General features: G+C 40.4%; 9 protein-coding genes. All 9 read left to right on the top strand.

Annotated elements, in window-relative coordinates; genetic code table 11:
- The first annotated feature begins 10 nt into the window (after positions 1 to 10).
- The 9 genes from ABD792_RS05435 to ABD792_RS05395 all read left to right on the top strand — a co-directional run bounded on the left by ABD792_RS05435 (position 11) and on the right by ABD792_RS05395 (position 20,064).
- Positions 11 to 1,789 (top strand): RagB/SusD family nutrient uptake outer membrane protein, encoded by a 1,779-nt coding sequence (locus ABD792_RS05435; protein WP_345004821.1) that lies wholly within the window; start codon positions 11 to 13, stop codon positions 1,787 to 1,789.
- 69 nt (positions 1,790 to 1,858) lie between these two features.
- The gene (locus ABD792_RS05430) at positions 1,859 to 2,839 is read left to right on the top strand and encodes a LamG-like jellyroll fold domain-containing protein (protein ID WP_345004820.1); all 981 of its coding nucleotides are present in this window, start codon (positions 1,859 to 1,861) and stop codon (positions 2,837 to 2,839) included.
- Positions 2,840 to 3,035: 196 nt separating this feature from the next.
- Positions 3,036 to 4,577, top strand: a complete 1,542-nt coding sequence (locus ABD792_RS05425) for an arylsulfatase (RefSeq protein ID WP_345004818.1) — start codon at positions 3,036 to 3,038, stop codon at positions 4,575 to 4,577.
- A 312-nt stretch (positions 4,578 to 4,889) separates the two neighbouring features.
- On the top strand, positions 4,890 to 9,593 hold the full coding sequence (locus ABD792_RS05420; RefSeq protein ID WP_345004817.1) for a PKD domain-containing protein: 4,704 nt from the start codon (positions 4,890 to 4,892) through the stop codon (positions 9,591 to 9,593).
- Positions 9,590 to 10,300, top strand: a complete 711-nt coding sequence (locus tag ABD792_RS05415) for a hypothetical protein (protein ID WP_345004816.1) — start codon at positions 9,590 to 9,592, stop codon at positions 10,298 to 10,300. The genes ABD792_RS05420 and ABD792_RS05415 overlap by 4 nt, the downstream gene beginning before the upstream one ends.
- Positions 10,301 to 10,337: 37 nt before the next feature.
- Positions 10,338 to 11,309, top strand: coding sequence for a LamG-like jellyroll fold domain-containing protein (locus ABD792_RS05410; protein WP_345004814.1), 972 nt, complete (start codon positions 10,338 to 10,340; stop codon positions 11,307 to 11,309).
- Between the two features lie 98 nt (positions 11,310 to 11,407).
- Complete coding sequence (locus ABD792_RS05405; RefSeq protein WP_345004813.1) at positions 11,408 to 16,255, top strand: LamG-like jellyroll fold domain-containing protein; 4,848 nt, start codon at positions 11,408 to 11,410, stop codon at positions 16,253 to 16,255.
- Positions 16,256 to 16,490: 235 nt separating this feature from the next.
- Entirely contained in the window at positions 16,491 to 17,918 is a 1,428-nt protein-coding gene (locus ABD792_RS05400) for a sulfatase (RefSeq protein WP_345004812.1), read from the top strand.
- Positions 17,919 to 18,297: 379 nt separating this feature from the next.
- Positions 18,298 to 20,064 (top strand): class I mannose-6-phosphate isomerase, encoded by a 1,767-nt coding sequence (locus ABD792_RS05395; RefSeq protein ID WP_345004811.1) that lies wholly within the window; start codon positions 18,298 to 18,300, stop codon positions 20,062 to 20,064.
- Positions 20,065 to 20,077: the final 13 nt, after the last annotated feature.

Raw genomic sequence — 20,077 nt, 5'->3', positions numbered from 1 at the left:
AAATAGCATTATGAAGAAAATAAGATTTATTTTAATATACGTAATAAGTAGTTTGTTCATAACTGCTTGTAACAATGATGAGTTTTTGGATAAAGCTCCGAAAGATGAACTGTCTGTAGCAACTATATTCAGTACTTATAACAACATCAAGACCTATGCTTGGAGTTTTTATGACTTCTTCGATAGCTACGGAAGAAGTACAAGCTGGTCGGCTACGCGAGATTTGGATGGTGATTTGATGTTGGGAGGAAGACGAAGTTACATCTATGGGGAATATAATGTGCCTACTACAGATGGCAGATATACCAATTCCTATACCAATATCAGAAAGGTTAATATCATGCTGGACAATTTAGATAAAGCCGATATAACTGATGAAGAAAAGGCACATTGGAGAGGGGTAGGTCTGTTTTTTAGAGCGCACGAATATTTTACATTGTTATCTACTTTTGGTGGGGTAACCTGGGTAGAAAATGAACTCACTGATCTGGATACTGAGACATTATTCGGGTCTAGAGACAGTAGAGATTTGGTGGCCGATAATATCCTAAGAGATTTATTATTTGCAGTAGATAATATAAAATCAGATGGCGATGGAGATAATACCGTTAATGCCGATGTCGCCCGCGCTTTATTATCGCGTTTTGCGCTGTTTGAAGGTACTTGGAGAAAATACCATAATTTAGGAAATGCCGATAAGTTTCTTAATGCTTGTATTACTGCTTCTCAAGAGTTGGTAAATAAGTATCCTACTATTATGAATAATTACGATCACGTTTTTAATAGTGAAGATTTGGCAGGACAATCAGGGATATTATTGTACAAGCATTATGTAATAGATGAGTTGACACATTGGGTCTCTACCAATACACGATCTACTAACAATAAGTATGACCTCACCAGAAAGGGAGTAGATAAATTTTTAACTAAAAATGGCTTACCAATTTATAATGCAGGTAATACACAATTTTTAGGAGATAAAGATTTTAACGCAGAATTTAAAAACAGGGATAATCGCTTACTTGTTATGACACCGCCTCCTTATCAGGTTACTGGGAATGGCTCTCAGGATTTTGGTTTTATATCATCAGATCCAGCAGACCCAAGTAGAGAATATTTCCCAATTCTGGAGGCCATAACAGGAGGGTTTCCTTATAAAAATTTACCGGACAGAAACTGGTCAGGACGTGTAACAGGAGGTGTGCCTAATTTTACACAATTAACGCCTACACAAACCAATAATGGTTATCGTTTTTGGAAAGTGTATAACGAGCATAATTATAAAACGTCCTCAGCAGATATTAGTGATATGCCTATATTCAGAATGGGTGAAGTGATGCTGAATTATGCAGAAGCTGCATTCGAAATGGGGCAATTTAATCAAGCTATTGCAAGTATAACTATTAACCCCCTTAGAACCAGAGGAGGGGTAGCAGGAATGGATGTAGGAGCAATTACAGCCGATTGGGATCCTACAAGAGACACGACTGTAGATCCCGTTTTATGGGAAATTCGTAGAGAAAGAGCTGTTGAATTGATGGGAGATGGCTTTAGAAGAGATGATTTAAGACGTTGGAAAAAAATGGATTATGCAACCGATGTAAAATTGGGAAGATGGGTAAAAAAGTCCGACTATCCAACAGTTAAGATTCAAAATAATGCATCAGAAGGTTATGTGCAGTTTTTAGATGATATACCAGGTGCGTTTCCAGAGTATTACTATCTGTATCCGCTACCATCTAACGAATTAGTTATAAATACAGAATTGGAGCAAAACCCGGGGTGGTAGTACTGTATTTTACAGAGACCTGTGGAGATTCTCCACAGGTTTAATATCATCAATTTAAAATTTAAAACAATGAAAAAATATAGAATAAAATACTTAATACAGCTATTGTTACTAACGATTGTATTTGCCTGTTCACCCAATGAAAATGGGTTGCGCAAAGGTGAAGAGCACGTAGATCCCAGTTTGTTGCCAAATGCTGATTTTACAGCATCTGCTACCTCCATTTTTCAATTTGAAACCATTAATTTTTCACCTAGTGATGTTAATGAAGGCGATTTATATTCCTGGAATTTCCCGGGAGGAAGCCCTGGAAGTAGTATCAGTTCAAATGTAACGGTTAAGTATACGGTAAAAGGAACTTATCCAGTGTCTCTTAAAATTAGAAACGAATTTGGAGCAGAAGAGGTCGTTAAGGAAGGGTACATAACAGTTGAAGGGGAACCTTTGGACCCAGCTGTTAGAATTCGATTGAATTTTGAGCAAAGCTTATTTGAAGAATATTCCGAAGAGAACGTTACGGGTTCTGTTTCTGGGTACGAAGCAGGTATCGTAAACGACTTTGCAGCAACTATTGATGGTAGTGGTCTTACTATTAATGGCTATAACGGTATAACAGGAAATAATCCCAGAACAGTTGCCGTATGGGTTAAAACAAGCAATACAGCCAGACAAGGTGTTGCAACATGGGGTAACAGCGGAACATTTAGTAGAAATACCTTTGTTATAAATGGTAACGGAACCGTTAGATTTGAATTTCAGGGAGGCGGTTATAATAGCCCGTCATCAGTAAATGATGGTGCATGGCATCACATAGCATACACATATGACGGACAAAGCCTTAAAATTTATATAGATGGTGTTGTAGATCTTTCAGTAAGTGAAAGCAGGGTGAATACAGCGGTTGCTGGTGACAGGCAAATTACGATTGGTTCAGAAGGTGCTTCCGATGGAAGCTTAACATTTAGGCCTTATACTGGAGCGATGGATGATTTTAGGCTTTATAATAAAGCATTGACTTCTGAAGAAATAGAAGAATTAGCAGGAATTTAACATGTATTTTGTGGTTGATTAATAGCGATGGAAGAGGCATCGGCATATTTATAGAATAATTCTATGATGCCTCTTTTTCTTACAAGTCTATGCTGTCAATTCCAAAATACGTTATCAGAATTAAATCAATTCAGATACGCTTTCAAATTAAATTTTCATGAATATGTTTTATCAAGAACGGTTGTGTCATCTTTTTATGATTTTAATCCTCGCATACTCCTGTAAACAGGAAAACGCGCAAGAGGCTTTTAATCAAAGTCCCAATATAATTTATATTCTGGCCGATGATTTGGGTTATGCCGAGTTGGGTGTTTACGGACAAACAAAGATTGAAACACCTAACATCGACCAGTTGGCTAAAGAAGGAATGCTTTTTACACAACATTATTCGGGAGCACCCGTATGTGCGCCCGCAAGAGCATCATTATTAACGGGCTTGCATTTGGGGCATTCGCCTGTAAGAGGGAACGACGAATGGCAGCGTGGCGAACCTGGGGATGTATGGAATTATGTTAAAGTAGCTAAAGACTCTACATTGGAAGGGCAACGCCCATTACCAGCAAATACACTAACCATCCCTAAATTGCTCAAAGAAGCTGGTTATACTACCGGTATGTTTGGTAAATGGGGCTTAGGTGCGCCACATACACAATCAATACCTACAACGATGGGGTTTGATTATTTTTTTGGATATAATTGCCAACGTCAGGCGCACACATACAATCCGTTACATCTTTACGAAAATGATAAACGGTATCACTTAGCGAACGATACCGTGCCTCCAGGGACTAAACTAAATAAAGAAGACGATCCGTATGCCGAGACCTCTTATAAAAAGTATAACCAACCCTATTATGCTCCCGAAGTAACATATGAGAAAATAATAAGTTTTGTAGATGGCGTAAAAGAAGATCCATTTTTTATGTATTGGGCAACGCCCATTCCGCATGCAGCATTACAGGCTCCAAAACGATGGGTGGACTATTACGTTAAAAAATTTGGGACAGAAGAACCTTACTTGGGGAGTAAAGGGTATTTCCCTGTAAGATACCCCCATGCCACGTATGCGGCCATGATATCTTATCTGGATGAAAATATTGGTAAACTTATAGCTCATCTCAAAGCAACAGGAAAGTATGAGAACACACTCATCATTTTCTCTTCCGATAATGGACCAACATACAATGGGGGCTCAGATTCTCCATGGTTCGATAGCGCTAAACCTTTTAAAAGTGAGTATGGTCGCGGTAAAGGCTTTGTTTACGAAGGTGGGATACGTGTCCCTATGATAGCTTCCTGGCCAGGTCACATTAAATCAGGAACTAAAACAGATCATATTTCGGCGTTTTGGGATGTTATGCCTACACTGTGTGATGTAGCTCAAATTAAAAAACCAGAGACCATCGATGGTATAAGTTTTTATGAAACACTAACGCAGCAAGGGAAGCAAAAGGAACATGAGTATCTGTACTGGGAATTTCCGGAGTACAACGGTCAGGTAGCCGTAAGAATGGGTAAGTGGAAGATACTCTGGAAAAACATAAAAAAAGGAAATAAAGACATCGAACTATACAATATAGAACTAGATCCAGCAGAAGCAGCCGATGTAGCAGCCGATAATCCTGAAGTTATAAAACGTCTGTTTGATATCATAAGATCAGAGCATAGCACACCTCTAGTGGATAGGTTCAAGATTAAAGCTATAGAGGAGATGACGGCACAAAGTGAAGAAGATTAAAATAGAAAACGTTCTGTCGTTAATCTTTAAACTTTTTAATAAAAAAGAATTCCTTGACGCTCAGCGTCGGGGTTTCCGTTGAAATTGTCATTCCCGTTAAATCGTAGATTCATGAATACCTTAATTTAAAATATGTTTTGATGAATAAAACGGGAATCTAAACACAGAATTTCGGTTTTTTGCCTTGTAGGGTCAAAATGAAACGAGCGAAACCTGTACAGAGACAGAACTTGTCGAAGTATACCCCCTGAGGGTCTGCCTCGGGGATAGTTCGTTTCAAGAAATTCTTTATTGTGAGAGCGTAGCAATAGCATGNNGGTTTTTATCAAAATAATAGAAAAAGATAGAAAAGGAGATATTTTGCTAGAGCAAGACTATCCTGTCTGGATAGATATGATGGAAGAACCGGGTGTTAACATGGAAGCCGCCAGGGAGGCATTCGATGCTTACTGGGAGCACCATACGCACCATAAGGGCGACCGCTCTAAGCAGTTTGAGCAGTGGTACGCGATCAACTCCAGGCGTTTAGATGCCATGGGCAATGTGATCTCGGCCGTGCAGGTAAAAAGGGAGTTCCAGCGTTTCCGAGCTGGAGCTATGGTCCAGCAACAAGGACAGTGGTTTAACTATGGTCCTATAAACGTAGGGCCTAGAAACGGCATCAAGAAAGACGGGGGCCGTGTAAAGGACATTGCGTTCCACCCTGCCGATGCCAGCACCTATTACGTATCGACCTTTAAAGGGGGGCTTTTTAAGACCACCGACGCAGGGAACAGTTGGACACCTTTAACCGACCACTTGGTGGAGGAGGTGTATATTTCTCAGGTAGACCCTACCAATGCCAATACCATTTACATCGGGACGAATTTGGGCGTTCTGAAGTCTAACGATGGCGGTTCCAGTTGGGGCGCTACCGCTCTGACCACGAGCAATACCAATGCACTGTTGATAAAGCCAGATGAGCCTTCTGTGGTTGTTGTGGGGAACGACAGTGGTATCTACCGTTCGTTGGATGGGGGAGCGAGTTTCAGTATGGTACAATCGGCAGTAAGGGTCGAGGAACTGCGCGTGCACCCTGCCAATCCCGATATCATGTATGCTGGGACCGATGGTTCCCCTTCGCAATTTTTCCGTTCTACCGATGGCGGTGTTAGCTGGACGGAGAACACGACGGACTTTGGGCAAGGCACCTTTATGAAGTTGGCCGTGACCCCAGCGTCCCCCAACATGGTCTATGTTATTAATTCAAGGGACCATCTGGGAGACGACTCGTTCGAGGGCGTATATCGGTCAACGGACTCCGGGGTGTCGTTTACAAAGCAGTCTGGGGGCACTCCTTGTATAACAGGATATGACAACGGGGGCGCCATTTCCAGGGGGCAGCCCAATTACAATCTTTTTATAGTGGCCGATCCAACTAATGCCGATGTGGTGTATGCCGGAGGCGTAAAGTCGTGGAAGTCGATTGATGGTGGTGCGACCTGGTCGCAGGTATTCAATGATGTTACGGCCGATGGGGGCGGGTTGCATTTAGACCAGTTAACCTGGGCCTACTCTCCCCATACCAATGTGCTGTTTGCCGTTAACGATGGAGGTATCTATTACTTAAACGCTAACAATAAATTCCAGCAGATTACCGATGGATTACCAGTAGCCGAGGTCTGGGAGTGTGCCCAGAGTCAGACCAATCCCGAGGTGGTAGCCGGCGGAACGTTCCATTGTGGTATCAAGCTTAACCGTGACGGTGTATGGTACAGTCCCTGGGGCGGTGATGAGGCCACGGTAATATTTGACTATTCAGACGATACCTATGCCTACCATTTCAAGTACGAGAAGATATCTAGATCTACCGATGGCGGGATGTCCTTTCAACGTATCAATCCCTCTACTGCAGACCGGGGGGAGTATACCGGTACGGGTGTGCTCGATAAGAGCGATGTCAATACCCTATTTGTTGGTTTGTTCGAGGTAGAGCGCATCAATAACGCACGGACGGCTAGCTCATCGACCGTTTGGGATAAGATTTCATCCTTTGGGGGCAGTACCAAGATCAAGAAGGTCGAGCAGTGTGATGCCGACCACAACGTTATGTACGTGTCCAGGGGGAACGGTAATTTTTACAGGTCGGATGATGTTCGTGGAGCCAGTCCGACATGGACAAACCTAACCAGCAGTTTGCCTTCAAGCGGAACCATTACCGATATAGCGACCCATCCTACCGATAGTAATATTGTGTACATGCTACAGGGGAGCAAGATTTACAGATCGACCGATAAGGGAGGTAGCTGGACGGATATCTCTACTGGTCTTCCCGGTGTTGCCTTATTAGAGATGGTTTACGATAAGTCGAGCGATGAAGGGATCTACGTTGGTACCGATATAGGGGTCTATTATAAGGATGCTACCTTAGGGAGTTGGATCGATTACTCGAACGGTTTGCCTGCCATCCGTGTGTCTGGAATGGACATATACTATGGAGCTACCAGAAATGACAGTTTCCTAACGGTCTCAACCGACGGAAGGGGCTTTTGGAGGACTGCGCTTAATGATATTACATTACCGGTACCCACAGTTGGTTTTTCTGCAGAAAAAACTAACATCTTTACAGAAGAACAAATACAATTTACCAATGAGACTACTGGGATAGAAGTTGGATCCTTTATGTGGACTTTTGAAGGTGGTGATCCACAAACCAGTATTGACAAAAACCCGAAAGTTACTTACAATACACCAGGATCCTATGCCGTAACACTAACATATGTTACAGATGCCGGTACCGAGATAAAATCTGAAGCCAATTACATAAATGTAACACAATTGCCAGCGCCTGTAGCAGACTTTGTTGCAAATACACAAACAGTTTATCAGGGAAATGCGGTTACGTTTTCAGATGCCTCTCAAAACAACCCGTCGTCATGGAGTTGGACTTTTGAGGGTGGAGAACCAGCTACAAGTACAGAGCAAAATCCTTCAGTAATTTATAATACTTTAGGGACATTCAAAGTAATTCTTCAAGCAACCAATAGTGCAGGTTCAGACACTAAAGAGGTAATAGATTACATTACCGTAGTTGAAAATGCTGGTACAGGTCCCTTACAAGGGCACTACAATTTTCAAGGAAATCTACTAGACGATTCATCTTATAAAAGAGATTTAACAGTTGTTGGTGGTTATACCCCTGTTTATGTAAACGATAAAGATGAAAATACTGAGAGCGCCTATCAAACACCAGGGAGCAGTGGGCAGTATTTAACAAATTCCTATAAAGGTATTGGAGGTAATGGAGAGCGTACAGTGACAGCATGGATAAAAACCACTAATGTAGGAACCCGTAAGACCATCGTTTCCTGGGGAGAGAACGCAGTAGGTAGTATGTTTAATGTTATGGTCGAGAATGGCAATATTAGAGTGGAAGGAGGTTCCTGTAATGTACAAAATGATGATGCTACAGTAGAACGACTCGATAACGATGTCTGGCGCCATATAGCAGTAACATATAATCCTGTTGATGGTGACAAAATGAAAGATGTCAAGCTCTACATAGACGGAGTATATTATGCCAACCAGCCAGATACAGGAGATTCTTATAATTCTGAAGCTACAATCATAAATACTAGTAACACGGTAAATGATTTACAGATAGGTAATGCTGGTTATAATGTGAATTATTTTTGGAGGGGCGAACTGGATGATGTTAGAATTTATTCCAAAGCCTTAACTGCTCAGGAAATTGTAACGGTAATGAATGAGACGGTCAATATGCCCCCTGTAGCCAATTTTACTTCCGATAATACAAGCATTTATGTAGGAGAAGAAATTGCTTTTACCGATACATCATCAGGGATGCCAAAAACTTGGTCTTGGGTGTTTGATGGTGGAGAACCAGCAACAAGTACGGAGCAAAATCCAAGTGTGGTATACAATACACCAGGCACCTATGAGGTAAGCCTAACAGTTACTAATGATTTGGGAACCGATACCAAAGCTGTTACCGATTATATAACTGTTGCCAATCCTCCAGCACCAACAGCCGATTTTAGCTCAGATAAAACTGAGGTATGGGAAGGAGAACAAGTAGCTTTTACAGATACTTCAACAGATATTCCAACTTCTTGGTCCTGGGCTTTTGTTGGAGGAACTCCAGAAACAAGCTCAGAACAAAACCCGACAGTGACCTATAATACAGAAGGGGTTTACTCGGTGTCGTTAACAGCAGCCAATGTGCAAGGCTCCAATACCAAGGAATTGACAAGTTATATAACAGTTAAAAAGCCAGTTATTCCAAATTTGGCTGTCGATAATTACGCGGTAGCCGTGATTGATGAATCGTGTCGAAGCAGTAATAATGGTAAGATACAAATCGTGCCTCAAGCCGATTACCCATATACAGCCGTTGTTACGGGTAATGGTTTTGATCAAACCAAAACGTTTAATCAAACCACGCCTTTAAATGTGGATAATCTCGTAGCAGGAACCTATACAGTATGCATTACCATAGAAAATGCCCCTTATTACGAACAGTGTTTTTCAGTCGTTGTTTCAGAACCCGATAACCTTTCGGTATATTCCAAAGTCAATAACACCAAAAATGCTGTTGAATTAAGTTTGTCGGGTGCTTCAACATACCAGATTAGCTTAAACGGAAAGACCTTTGCTACTTCCGAACAACAAATTACGGTAAACCTTAAACCCAATACAGTTAATGAACTTACTGTAAATACCGATAAAGAATGCCAAGGCCTATATAAGGAAACGATTGTGCTCAATCAAACAGATCGGTTTTATCCTAATCCAGTTCATGATACGGTTACCTTATTACTTGGAGAGGCAACAAGGCAGGCAGGTGTTGCGAACATAGCTATGTATTCACAATTGGGTCGGCAGGTTTACAGTTATAGGCATGATGTTTCTATTGGAAAGCTGGCCTTAGATGTAAAGCATCTTCCCAAAGGGTTATATATCATAACCATAGAGTCCAATGGGATAATAACAAACCATAAAATGATAAAACAATGAAAAAGACACTATTGTATATCAGTTTATTTGTATCGGTATTTAGTATAAGTTGTAGTAGCGGTGGAGGTGATAATGATCCTGATCCAGAACCACAACCTCAAAAGCCAACGGCTGCAAGTTTGGTTTTTCCTGAGCAAAATTCGGAATGTACAGAGGGAACAAACCTTACGGCAACTTCTAGTACAATTACATTTCAATGGAATGCAGGTGCCAATACAGATACTTATGAACTGAGTTTAAAGAATTTGATTACTTCCGAAGTAACTAAACATTCAAGTACAACAAATCAATTAAGTATTGAACTTTTACGAGGCACACCCTATTCTTGGTCTGTAACCTCAAAATCGAAAGCCGTTAATGATACAGCAACCAGTGCTACATGGAAATTTTATAATGCCGGTGAAGGTGTTGTTAACTATGCGCCTTTCCCTGCAGCGGTGGTCGCTCCTGTACACGAAAGCAATATTGCGTCTACAACTTTGGTGACATTGGAATGGGCAGGAAGCGATGTCGACAATGATATAGCGTCCTACGATGTATATTTTGGGACTACAGAATCACCTGCACTTCTAAATTCAGAAATCACGACAAGTTCATTGTCTAATGTTGCAGTCATATCAGGTACGACTTATTTTTGGTATGTTATCACAAAAGACCAACAAGGGAATAGCGCAACTTCCGAGCTGTTTAGTTTTTCTGTAAACTAAAAAAATAACAACAAATTAACTAATTAAACTACATATTATGAAAATAAAATTACTCTCATTATTGATGCTATTTATGGGGGCTTTAGTTTTTGGGCAGACACTTCAAGCCAATTACGAGTTTGCCACAAATGGTGATTTAACAGATGTTTCCGGAAATGGAAGAACATTAACCAAAACAGGAAGTCTGTTAAAAACATTTGTTACTGATAATTATAATAACGCAACAAGTGCTTTTGATGCTCAAGATGCAACAGGAGAATATCTGGTTGCAACAGGTTATAAAGGTATTAACGGGAATAATGCCAGGACCGTAACAGCATGGGTCAACTTAAGGGTTGGAGGTAATAGGAGAACAATTGCTTCTTGGGGTATAAATTCATCTGGAAAAATGTTTAATGTAATGATTGAGGGAGGTAAGATACGGGTTGAAGGAGGTACTTGTAGTATTTTAAGTGATGGAGTTGCAACGAATAGTGTATGGCATCATATTGCAGTTACTTTTGATCCGACTACTGATGGAGCTAAATTATCCTCTTGTAAAATGTATATCGATGGTGAGTTGCAAGCAATAGGTAGCTCATATAATCCAAGTACGGTTTTAAATACAGATTCAGGTACTAATGATCTTCGTATAGGTGAAGCTGTGTATGGTACAACTCATTTTTATAGAGGAGCATTAAATGATATTCGTATTTATTCTAAAGCGTTAACGTCCTCAGAAGTTACTAATGTTATGTCGGGAGCAACTTTAGGTGTTAACGATGTGACTTTTAGTGCTAACGAACTTAAAGCCTATCCGACAGTTGTAAAAGATTACCTTATGATAGAGACGAACGTAAACCAAACCTTGGATATTGTGGTGTATAACTTATTAGGGAAAGTTGTAAACAAAATAAACTCAAAGCAAAGTGTAACGGAGATTAATATGGATGACCTTGCCAGTGGGGTCTATATTGTTAAAGTAAGATCGGGATTAAAAGTGTCTGGTATAAAAGTGATAAAGGAATAGACTGGAAGTGAAATAGAATGCATTGTAAAACAAAAACGAAAAGAGGGATGAAATAAAAACATTAAAAACCATTTAACTAACCAATTAATTTAACTCTTATGAAAAACCCTTTAACCTTTAAAATTATTAAGTTATATAGTAATACCATATGCTTTCTCATCTTAGCAATGTTAATAGCGAGCCTGTTTTTTTTCTTAACAGGTACTAGGAAGGAAATAACTTTAGAGATGGAAGACTACCCTATCTGGATAGATATGATGGAAGAACCGGGTGTTAACATGGAAGTCGCGAGGGAAGCATTCGATGCTTACTGGGAGCACCATACGCACCACAAGGGCGACCGCTCCAAGCAGTTTGAGCAGTGGTACGCGATCAACTCCAGGCGTTTAGATGCCATGGGCAATGTGATCTCGGCCGCGCAGGTAAAACGGGAGTTCCAGCGTTTCCGAGCTGGAGCTATGGTCCAGCAACAAGGACAGTGGTTTAACTATGGTCCTATAAACGTAGGGCCTAGAAACGGGATCAAGAAAGACGGGGGCCGTGTAAAGGACATTGCGTTCCACCCTGCCGATGCCAGCACCTATTACGTATCGACCTTTAAAGGGGGACTTTTTAAGACCACCAACGCAGGGAACAGTTGGACACCTTTAACCGACCACTTGGTGGAGGAGGTGTATATTTCTCAGGTAGACCCTACCAATGCCAATACCATTTACATCGGGACGAATTTGGGCGTTCTGAAGTCTACCGATGGCGGTTCCAGTTGGGGCGCTACCGCTCTGACCACGAGCAATACCAATGCACTGTTGATAAAGCCAGATGAGCCTTCTGTGGTTGTTGTGGGGAACGACAGTGGTATCTACCGTTCGTTGGATGGGGGAGCGAGTTTCAGTATGGTACAATCGGCAGTAAGGGTCGAGGAACTGCGCGTGCACCCTACCAATCCCGATATCATGTATGCTGGGACCGATGGTTCCCCTTCGCAATTTTTCCGTTCTACCGATGGCGGTGTTACCTGGACGGAGAACACGACGGACTTTGGGCAAGGCACCTTTATGAAGTTGGCCGTGACCCCAGCGTCCCCCAACATGGTCTATGTTATTAATTCAAGGGACCATCTGGGAGACGACTCGTTCGAGGGCGTATATCGGTCAACGGACTCCGGGGTGTCGTTTACAAAGCAGTCTGGGGGTACCCCTTGTATAACAGGATATGACAACGGGGGCGCCATTTCCAGGGGGCAGCCCAATTACAATCTTTTTATAGTGGCCGATCCAACTAATGCCGATGTGGTATATGCCGGAGGCGTAAAGTCGTGGAAGTCGATTGATGGCGGTGCGACCTGGTCGCAGGTATTCAATGATGTTACGGCCGATGGGGGCGGGTTGCATTTAGACCAGTTAACCTGGGCCTATTCTCCCCATACCAATGTGCTGTTTGCCGTTAACGATGGAGGTATCTATTACTTAAACGCTAACAATAAATTCCAGCAGATTACCGATGGATTACCAGTAGCCGAGGTCTGGGAGTGTGCCCAGAGTCAGACCAATCCCGAGGTGGTAGCCGGCGGTACGTTCCATTGTGGTATCAAGCTTAACCGTGACGGTGTATGGTACAGTCCCTGGGGCGGTGATGAGGCCACGGTAATATTTGACTATTCAGACGATACCTATGCCTACCATTTTAAATATGAGAAGATCTCTAGATCTACCGATGGCGGGTTGTCCTTTCAACGTATCAATCCCTCTACTGCAGACCGGGGGGAGTATACCGGTACGGGTGTGCTCGATAAGAGCGATGTAAACACTTTGTTTGTAGGTTTACTTGAAGTAGAACGTATCAATAATGCACGTACAGCAACATCATCGACCGTATGGGATAAAATATCATCTTTTGGAGGAAGTACCAAGATCATAAAGATTGAGCAGTGTGATGCCGACCACAACGTTATGTACGTGTCCAGGGGGAACGGTAATTTTTACAGGTCGGATGATGTTCGTGGAGCCAGTCCGACATGGACAAACCTAACCAGCAGTTTGCCTTCAAGCGGAACCATTACCGATATAGCGACCCATCCTACCAATAGTAATATTGTGTACATGCTACAGGGGAGCAAGATTTACAGATCGACCAATAAGGGAGGTAGCTGGACGGATATCTCTACTGGTCTTCCCGGTGTTGCCTTATTAGAGATGGTTTACGATAAGTCGAGCGATGAAGGGATCTACGTTGGGACCGATATAGGGGTCTATTACAAGGATGCTACCTTAGGGAGTTGGATCGATTACTCGAACGGTTTGCCTGCCATCCGTGTGTCTGGAATGGACATATACTATGGAGCTACCAGAAATGACAGTTTCCTAACGGTCTCAACCGACGGAAGGGGCTTTTGGAGAACAGCACTTGATGATGTTATAGAGCAAGCTCCAGCAGCCAATTTTACAGCTAATTATACCTCTACAGTTGTAGGTGGGGCAATTAACTTTACCGACACTTCAACGAATTTACCAATGTCATGGTCCTGGAGTTTCGAAGGAGGTACGCCGGTTACTAGTACCGATCAACACCCAATGGTAACATATAATACGCCTGGAACTTATAATGTAACACTTACGGTGACAAACTCAGCAGGTAATAATACTATGGTGAAAACATCTTATATTACAGTAGTTTCTAACGGAGGTACATTGCAGGCAAAATATTTGCTGAGTGGAGATTTTATAGATTCATCTTTATATCATAGGGACGCTGCTAATACAGGAGTAGTCTTTGTGTCTGATGCTACAAAAGGAACAGTTGCCGATTTTGATGGTACAGATCAATTAGCTATTGCAGGGTACTCAGGTATTTTGGGATCGGCAGATCGTTCTACTACAGCCTGGGTGAAAACAAGTACCGCTAACAAAGCTATTATGGCTTGGGGAGGTACTTCAACTTCAGCCAAATGGATTTTTATGTTAAATAGCTCAGGACAGCCAAGAGTAGAAGTAGCAGGAGGTTATATTGTTGGGACAACTAACGTTGCGGATGGACAATGGCATCATGTGGCTTATTCCTTTTCAGATGATGGAACCCCTAATACAAGTGATATAAAACTATATGTAGATGGTGTTTTAGAAACAATTAGTGCTACGGGGGCTCAATCAATAAGTACAACCGATGGTGGAGATGTAAAAATAGGTAATGATCATACGTCAAGAATGTTTGTTGGTCAGATGAATGATGTGCGTTTGTATTCTGAAGCACTTACAGGACAAGCTATTAACGACATTATGAACAATACAGCTTCTCCAGTAGCCAATTTTACATCCGATGTCACTTCGGTAACCGAAGAAGAGACGGTTAATTTTACAGACACCTCAACCAATGCACCAACCTCTTGGTCGTGGACGTTTACAGGAGGGACACCAAGTACAAGTACCGCTCAGAATCCAAGTGTGGTATACAGTACTGCAGGAACCTACGATGTAATGCTTACGGCAACTAATGCGGTTGGGCAAGATGTCGAGACAAAGGTAGGCTATATTACGGTCACCAGTGCCGGAAGTGGCGATTTACAATTATATCACAAATATGAAAACACATTGAATGACGAATCCTCATATACAAGAGATGGGATAACTTCAGGAACTGAAAATTATGAAACTGGATACGATGGTAGTGCTTATTCGGTTGACGCCAATAATACTATTTCAATACCTAATTACAATGGTATTTCTGGAAACAATGCTAGAACAGTAACAGCTTGGATAAAAACGACTACGTCAGGAACAAGAAAGACAGTGACTTCTTGGGGTACCAATGCTTCTGGACAGATGTTTAATGTCATGGTAGAGAATGGTAATGTAAGGGTAGAAGGAGGTTCTTCTAATGTACAGAATGACGATTCCACCGTTACACTTCTGGATAATAATGCATGGCGGCATATTGCGGTGACCTACGATCCCGCAGATGGTGATAAACTAAAAGATGTCAAAATTTATATAGACGGTGTGTATTATGCCAACCAACCGGACACGGGCGATTCTTTTAATTCTGAGAATACGACAATCAATACTAATGCAACCACTAATAATGTGGAGGTTGGAGCCGCTTCTTATAATGCCAATTACTATTGGCAGGGTGCACTGGATGAGGTACAGATATATTCAAGAGCCTTAACAGCTCAGGAGATTGCAAGTATGGTTCCCACACCCTGTAGCGATATAATTTCGGATAGTTTTGAGAGCGGGTTTGGTAACTGGAACGATGGGGGACAAAATGCTTCCTTAGATAGCAATAATGCTAACTCAGGAGTATATAGTATAAGGCTGAAAGGAGGCAATAGTAGTTCTAACATGTATTCTAATAGTTTAGATTTAGCATCCTATGGGACAGTTTCGTTTAGTTTGTCATTTATCTCTCAAAATGTAGATAATGGGGAGAGCTTGGTATTGGAAATGTCAACTAATGGAGGGGGAACCTACAGTACTATAAAAACCTGGGTTGAGGGGACAGACTTTAACGATGGAGTAAGGTTGAATGATGCTTTTAATATTACAAATACCTTTAGTTCAACCACAGTATTCAGATTACGCTCAACCTTTTCTCATAATAATGAGTCGGTTTATATTGATGATGTCGTAATAAGCGAATGTATAGTGTCCCAGGCTAAGGTTGCGTCTTCTAAAAAAGAAAAACTCATCAATGAAGCAACGGTTGATATTGTATCAGTAAATATTTATCCAAATCCGGCAGCCGACGAATTGAAGGTGTCATATAGAGGGCAGAAAGAAGCCAGTCTGTATCTGTTTACTATAAATGGAAACTTGATAGCAAAACAGGTCATATTGAAGGAGTATGATAATAACATTGTGATAGGTCATCTTTCAAAAGGTATGTATTTATGTGTTGTTAAATCCAAGGAAGGAGAGGTGTTGTTAACCAAAAGAATAATAAAGAAATGAGAGTGTTATAGAGATTAAATAATTTTAGTTATGACTCCCCGGCAGTTATCTGCTGGGGCGTATTAAAGTATATTTAAATAGAAGCTATTGTTCTTAATTTTTTTCGATGCTATTGAACTCTTATTGTTAGAAATATCTTGATTGTAGGATTTATGAGTCGATAAAGTGTAAATAGGATTTCATGAGTATTCAAGTGTATGAAGAGTTATTATAGATTAAAGTAAAATATAAAAAAATGAACCGGTCGAATTTATATAGAATAACTGCACTGTTAATCCTGATTATTTTTCAGGTAATGGTTTCATGTTACAGTACTGATAAAAGTAATGAAGAAGTACACAGAAAGCCTAATGTGGTATTGATTTTAGTCGACGATCTTGGTTGGGCCGATGTTGGTTTTATGGGGAATCCAGTGTACGAAACCCCTAATCTTGATAAGCTGTCCAATGAAAGTTTGGTGTTTAATAATGCTTATGCGCCAGCAGCCAATTGTGCCCCCAGCAGAGCTTGTATTATCACTGGGAAACAGACACCAAGTCATGGTATTTTTACGGTCGGCTCGTCCGAAAGAGGAAATGTAAATGATAGAAAGTTAATACCTGTTCCAAATACAACAACTTTGGATAGCAGTTTTATAACTATAGCCGAAGCTTTAAAACAAAAGGAATATGTTTCGGCGTCCGTTGGTAAATGGCATTTGGGAGAGGATCCTCAAAGCCAGGGGTTCGATTATAATATAGCCGGATCCCATGAGGGGCATCCAAAATCGTACTTCAGTCCTTATAAGAATGAACATTTGGAGGATGGTGAAAAGGGAGAATATCTTACCGATAGATTGACCAATGAAGCCATACATTTTATGGAATCTCAAAAAGAACATCCTTTTTTTCTGTATTTGCCTTATTATACAGTACATACACCATTGCAGGGTAAAGCAGATATTGTAGAAAAATATCGAAAAAAGATTAATGGAGATTCTAGATTTAATGCTACGTATGGAGCAATGGTTGAATCTATGGATAGTAACGTAGGGCGATTACTTAGTACTATTGAAACTCTTGGTTTGTCTGATAATACTATAGTGATCTTTACCTCAGATAACGGAGGTTTAGCCAGTGTATCGTCCCAGTTTCCTTTAAGGGGAGGAAAGGGATCTTATTATGAAGGAGGTATAAGAGTACCCTTGTTGATTAAATGGCCCGAAAAGATTAAAACTTTTAGGAAGGTAGAAACCCCTGTTTCAGGATTGGATATTTTTCCAACATTGTTAGATATCGTTAACGACACAACCAGTCATAAAACGGATGGCGTGTCTTTGCTTCCCATTTTAGAAGGGAAGAAATCAACACCTGAAAGAGCCTTGGTTTGGCATTTTCCAATATACCTGCAATCGGTAAACCCACTTAAAGAAGAAGCCAGGGATTCATTGTTTAGGACACGACCTGGAAGTGTAATTAGAAAGGGAAAATGGAAGTTACACGAATATTTCGAAGAAGGTGATCTTGAGCTTTATGATTTAGAAAAAGATTTAAGAGAACAAAAGAATGTATACACAGACCATCCAGAAATAGCCGAAGCATTATATAGGGAGTTACAACAATGGAGACGAGATCATAATGCACCAATGCCTAAAAAGAAAAATCCCTACTATGCCGCAAAGTAATTTTTACGATGTGTTTGGCTATAAAAAACACACTAGATAATTAACTATTCCTTTATTTGAAAATATAGAAACATAAAGTCTCTTCAGAATTATACCTTATTGGTTGTTGCAATGTTGTAGTGCTCAATAAGGTATATGTTTATATTTTTGATTATATTTCTTAATAATCACACTTCCAAAGCTAATACCTTTGTTTAGTTTGTTTTTAGAGAACACCTACTTAGTCCTGTTTTAATAGAAAAAATTATAAATACAATTTAAATAAAGGTGAAATTCATCTTTTTAAAAAAGATAAAGTAATTGTTGAACAAAAATATACAATATAAATGTTCATACATATGAACATAATTTATATATTTGCGTAATCTTAGTTAAAAAAATGGAAAGAAAGACAAGTCAGTATTTAATGCCTGTTAACAAAGAAACGATAGGTAATGGAGGGTACGATATAAACCCGGTGCATCAATTAATAGGAAGTCATGTAGCCATTGGTTATAAATCTTTGGCAGATAGGTTGATGCATGAGAAAGTAGTTATTGTAGAAGGCTATGTTGGAGTAGATTGGAACGAAGTAATAACGTCTTTAATTACTGTTTTTAAGGAAAACAATAAATCGGTATTTGCATACAATATCAAGGAATGTATGAAGCCCGAAGAAGAAATAAATGTTATGGTTGAGCCTTATTTAGGAGGTGACGATCCAGTGTTTGGGAAAAAGACAGATATAGCCCTTAGTAATTATTTTGATGCAGAAAAAATATCGAATATAAAGGAAGACAAAAGTAAAGATATTAATATTATCTATGGAACCGGGGCAAGTCTGTCCGGTATTAATGGCTGTTTGGTTTATTTGGATTTACCAAAAAACGAATTGCAGTTCAGGATGCGGGCTGATGCTATCACAAACTTGGGATTGTCCACAACCAAAGACCCTAAACAAATGTATAAGCATTTTTATTTTGTGGATTGGGTCGTGTTAAATGAAGAGAAGAAAAAATTGTTGCCCCTAATTGATATTATTGTAGACCAACAGCGTCCCGGGGTGCCTACGTGGACCGAAGGAGAAGCTTTAAGAACAAGTTTGTCAAAGCTGGCCAAAGGGTATTTTAGGGTAAGGCCTTGGTTTGAGCCTGGTATTTGGGGAGGACAATGGATGAAGGAGCGCATTGATGGTTTAAATAAAGAGGTGCCTAATTATGCATGGTCTTTTGAAATGATCGTGCCAGAAAATGGATTGGTTTTTGGAGACGAAAACGGACTGATGGAAGTCTCTTTCGATATGCTTATGTTTCATGAGTATGAAAACGTATTAGGAAAAGCGGCAAGGCGATTTCAAGATGAGTTTCCCATTCGATTTGATTTTTTGGATACTTTCGATGGCGGTAACCTATCTGTACAATGCCATCCAAAGCCAGATTATATTAAAAAAGAGTTTGGTGAAAACTTCACACAAGATGAAACTTACTATATTCTGGATGCTAAGGAAGGTGCAGACGTCTACTTAGGATTTCAGGAAGATATTAATCCAGTAGCCTTCAAGAAGGCTCTCGAGCACAGTTATAAAACCAAGGAGGAGCTTGAAGTTGAAAAATACGTACAAAAACTGCCAGCCAAAAAACATGATTTGTTTCTTATACCCCACGGGACAGTCCACTGTTCTGGTATAAATAATCTTGTATTGGAGATTAGTGCGACCCCATATATTTTTACATTCAAAATGTACGATTGGCAACGTATGGACATGGATGGGAATCCAAGACCCTTAAATATAGACCGAGCCTATGATAATTTAAACTTTAGCAGAAAGGGGCAAGTTGTACAAGACACCCTAGTGTCTAAGCCTTATGTTGATTCATCTGGAGAGAATTGGAAAAAAATACATTTACCTACACATCCAGATCATTTCTATGATATTTGCCGATATGAATTCGATGATGAAATTATTGTTGAAACATTAAATCAGTGTCATGTCTTAATGCTTGTGGAAGGGACTGCGGTAACATTGGATTTATTAGATGAATCCCAAACCTTTCATTATGCAGAAACCTTTGCAGTATCAGCAGCAGCAAACAGTTATCGCCTCGTTAATAAGGGGAAAGAAACAGCAAAAGTAATCGTCTCGTTTGTTAAGGATGAGGCTTGTTAAATATTAAATTAAA

Origin of the sequence: Snuella lapsa (genome assembly GCF_039539345.1) — a bacterium.
GTDB lineage: Bacteria > Bacteroidota > Bacteroidia > Flavobacteriales > Flavobacteriaceae > Snuella > Snuella lapsa.
Note: the sequence above shows the minus strand (reverse complement) of the source record. Positions and strands in the feature narration are given on the sequence as shown.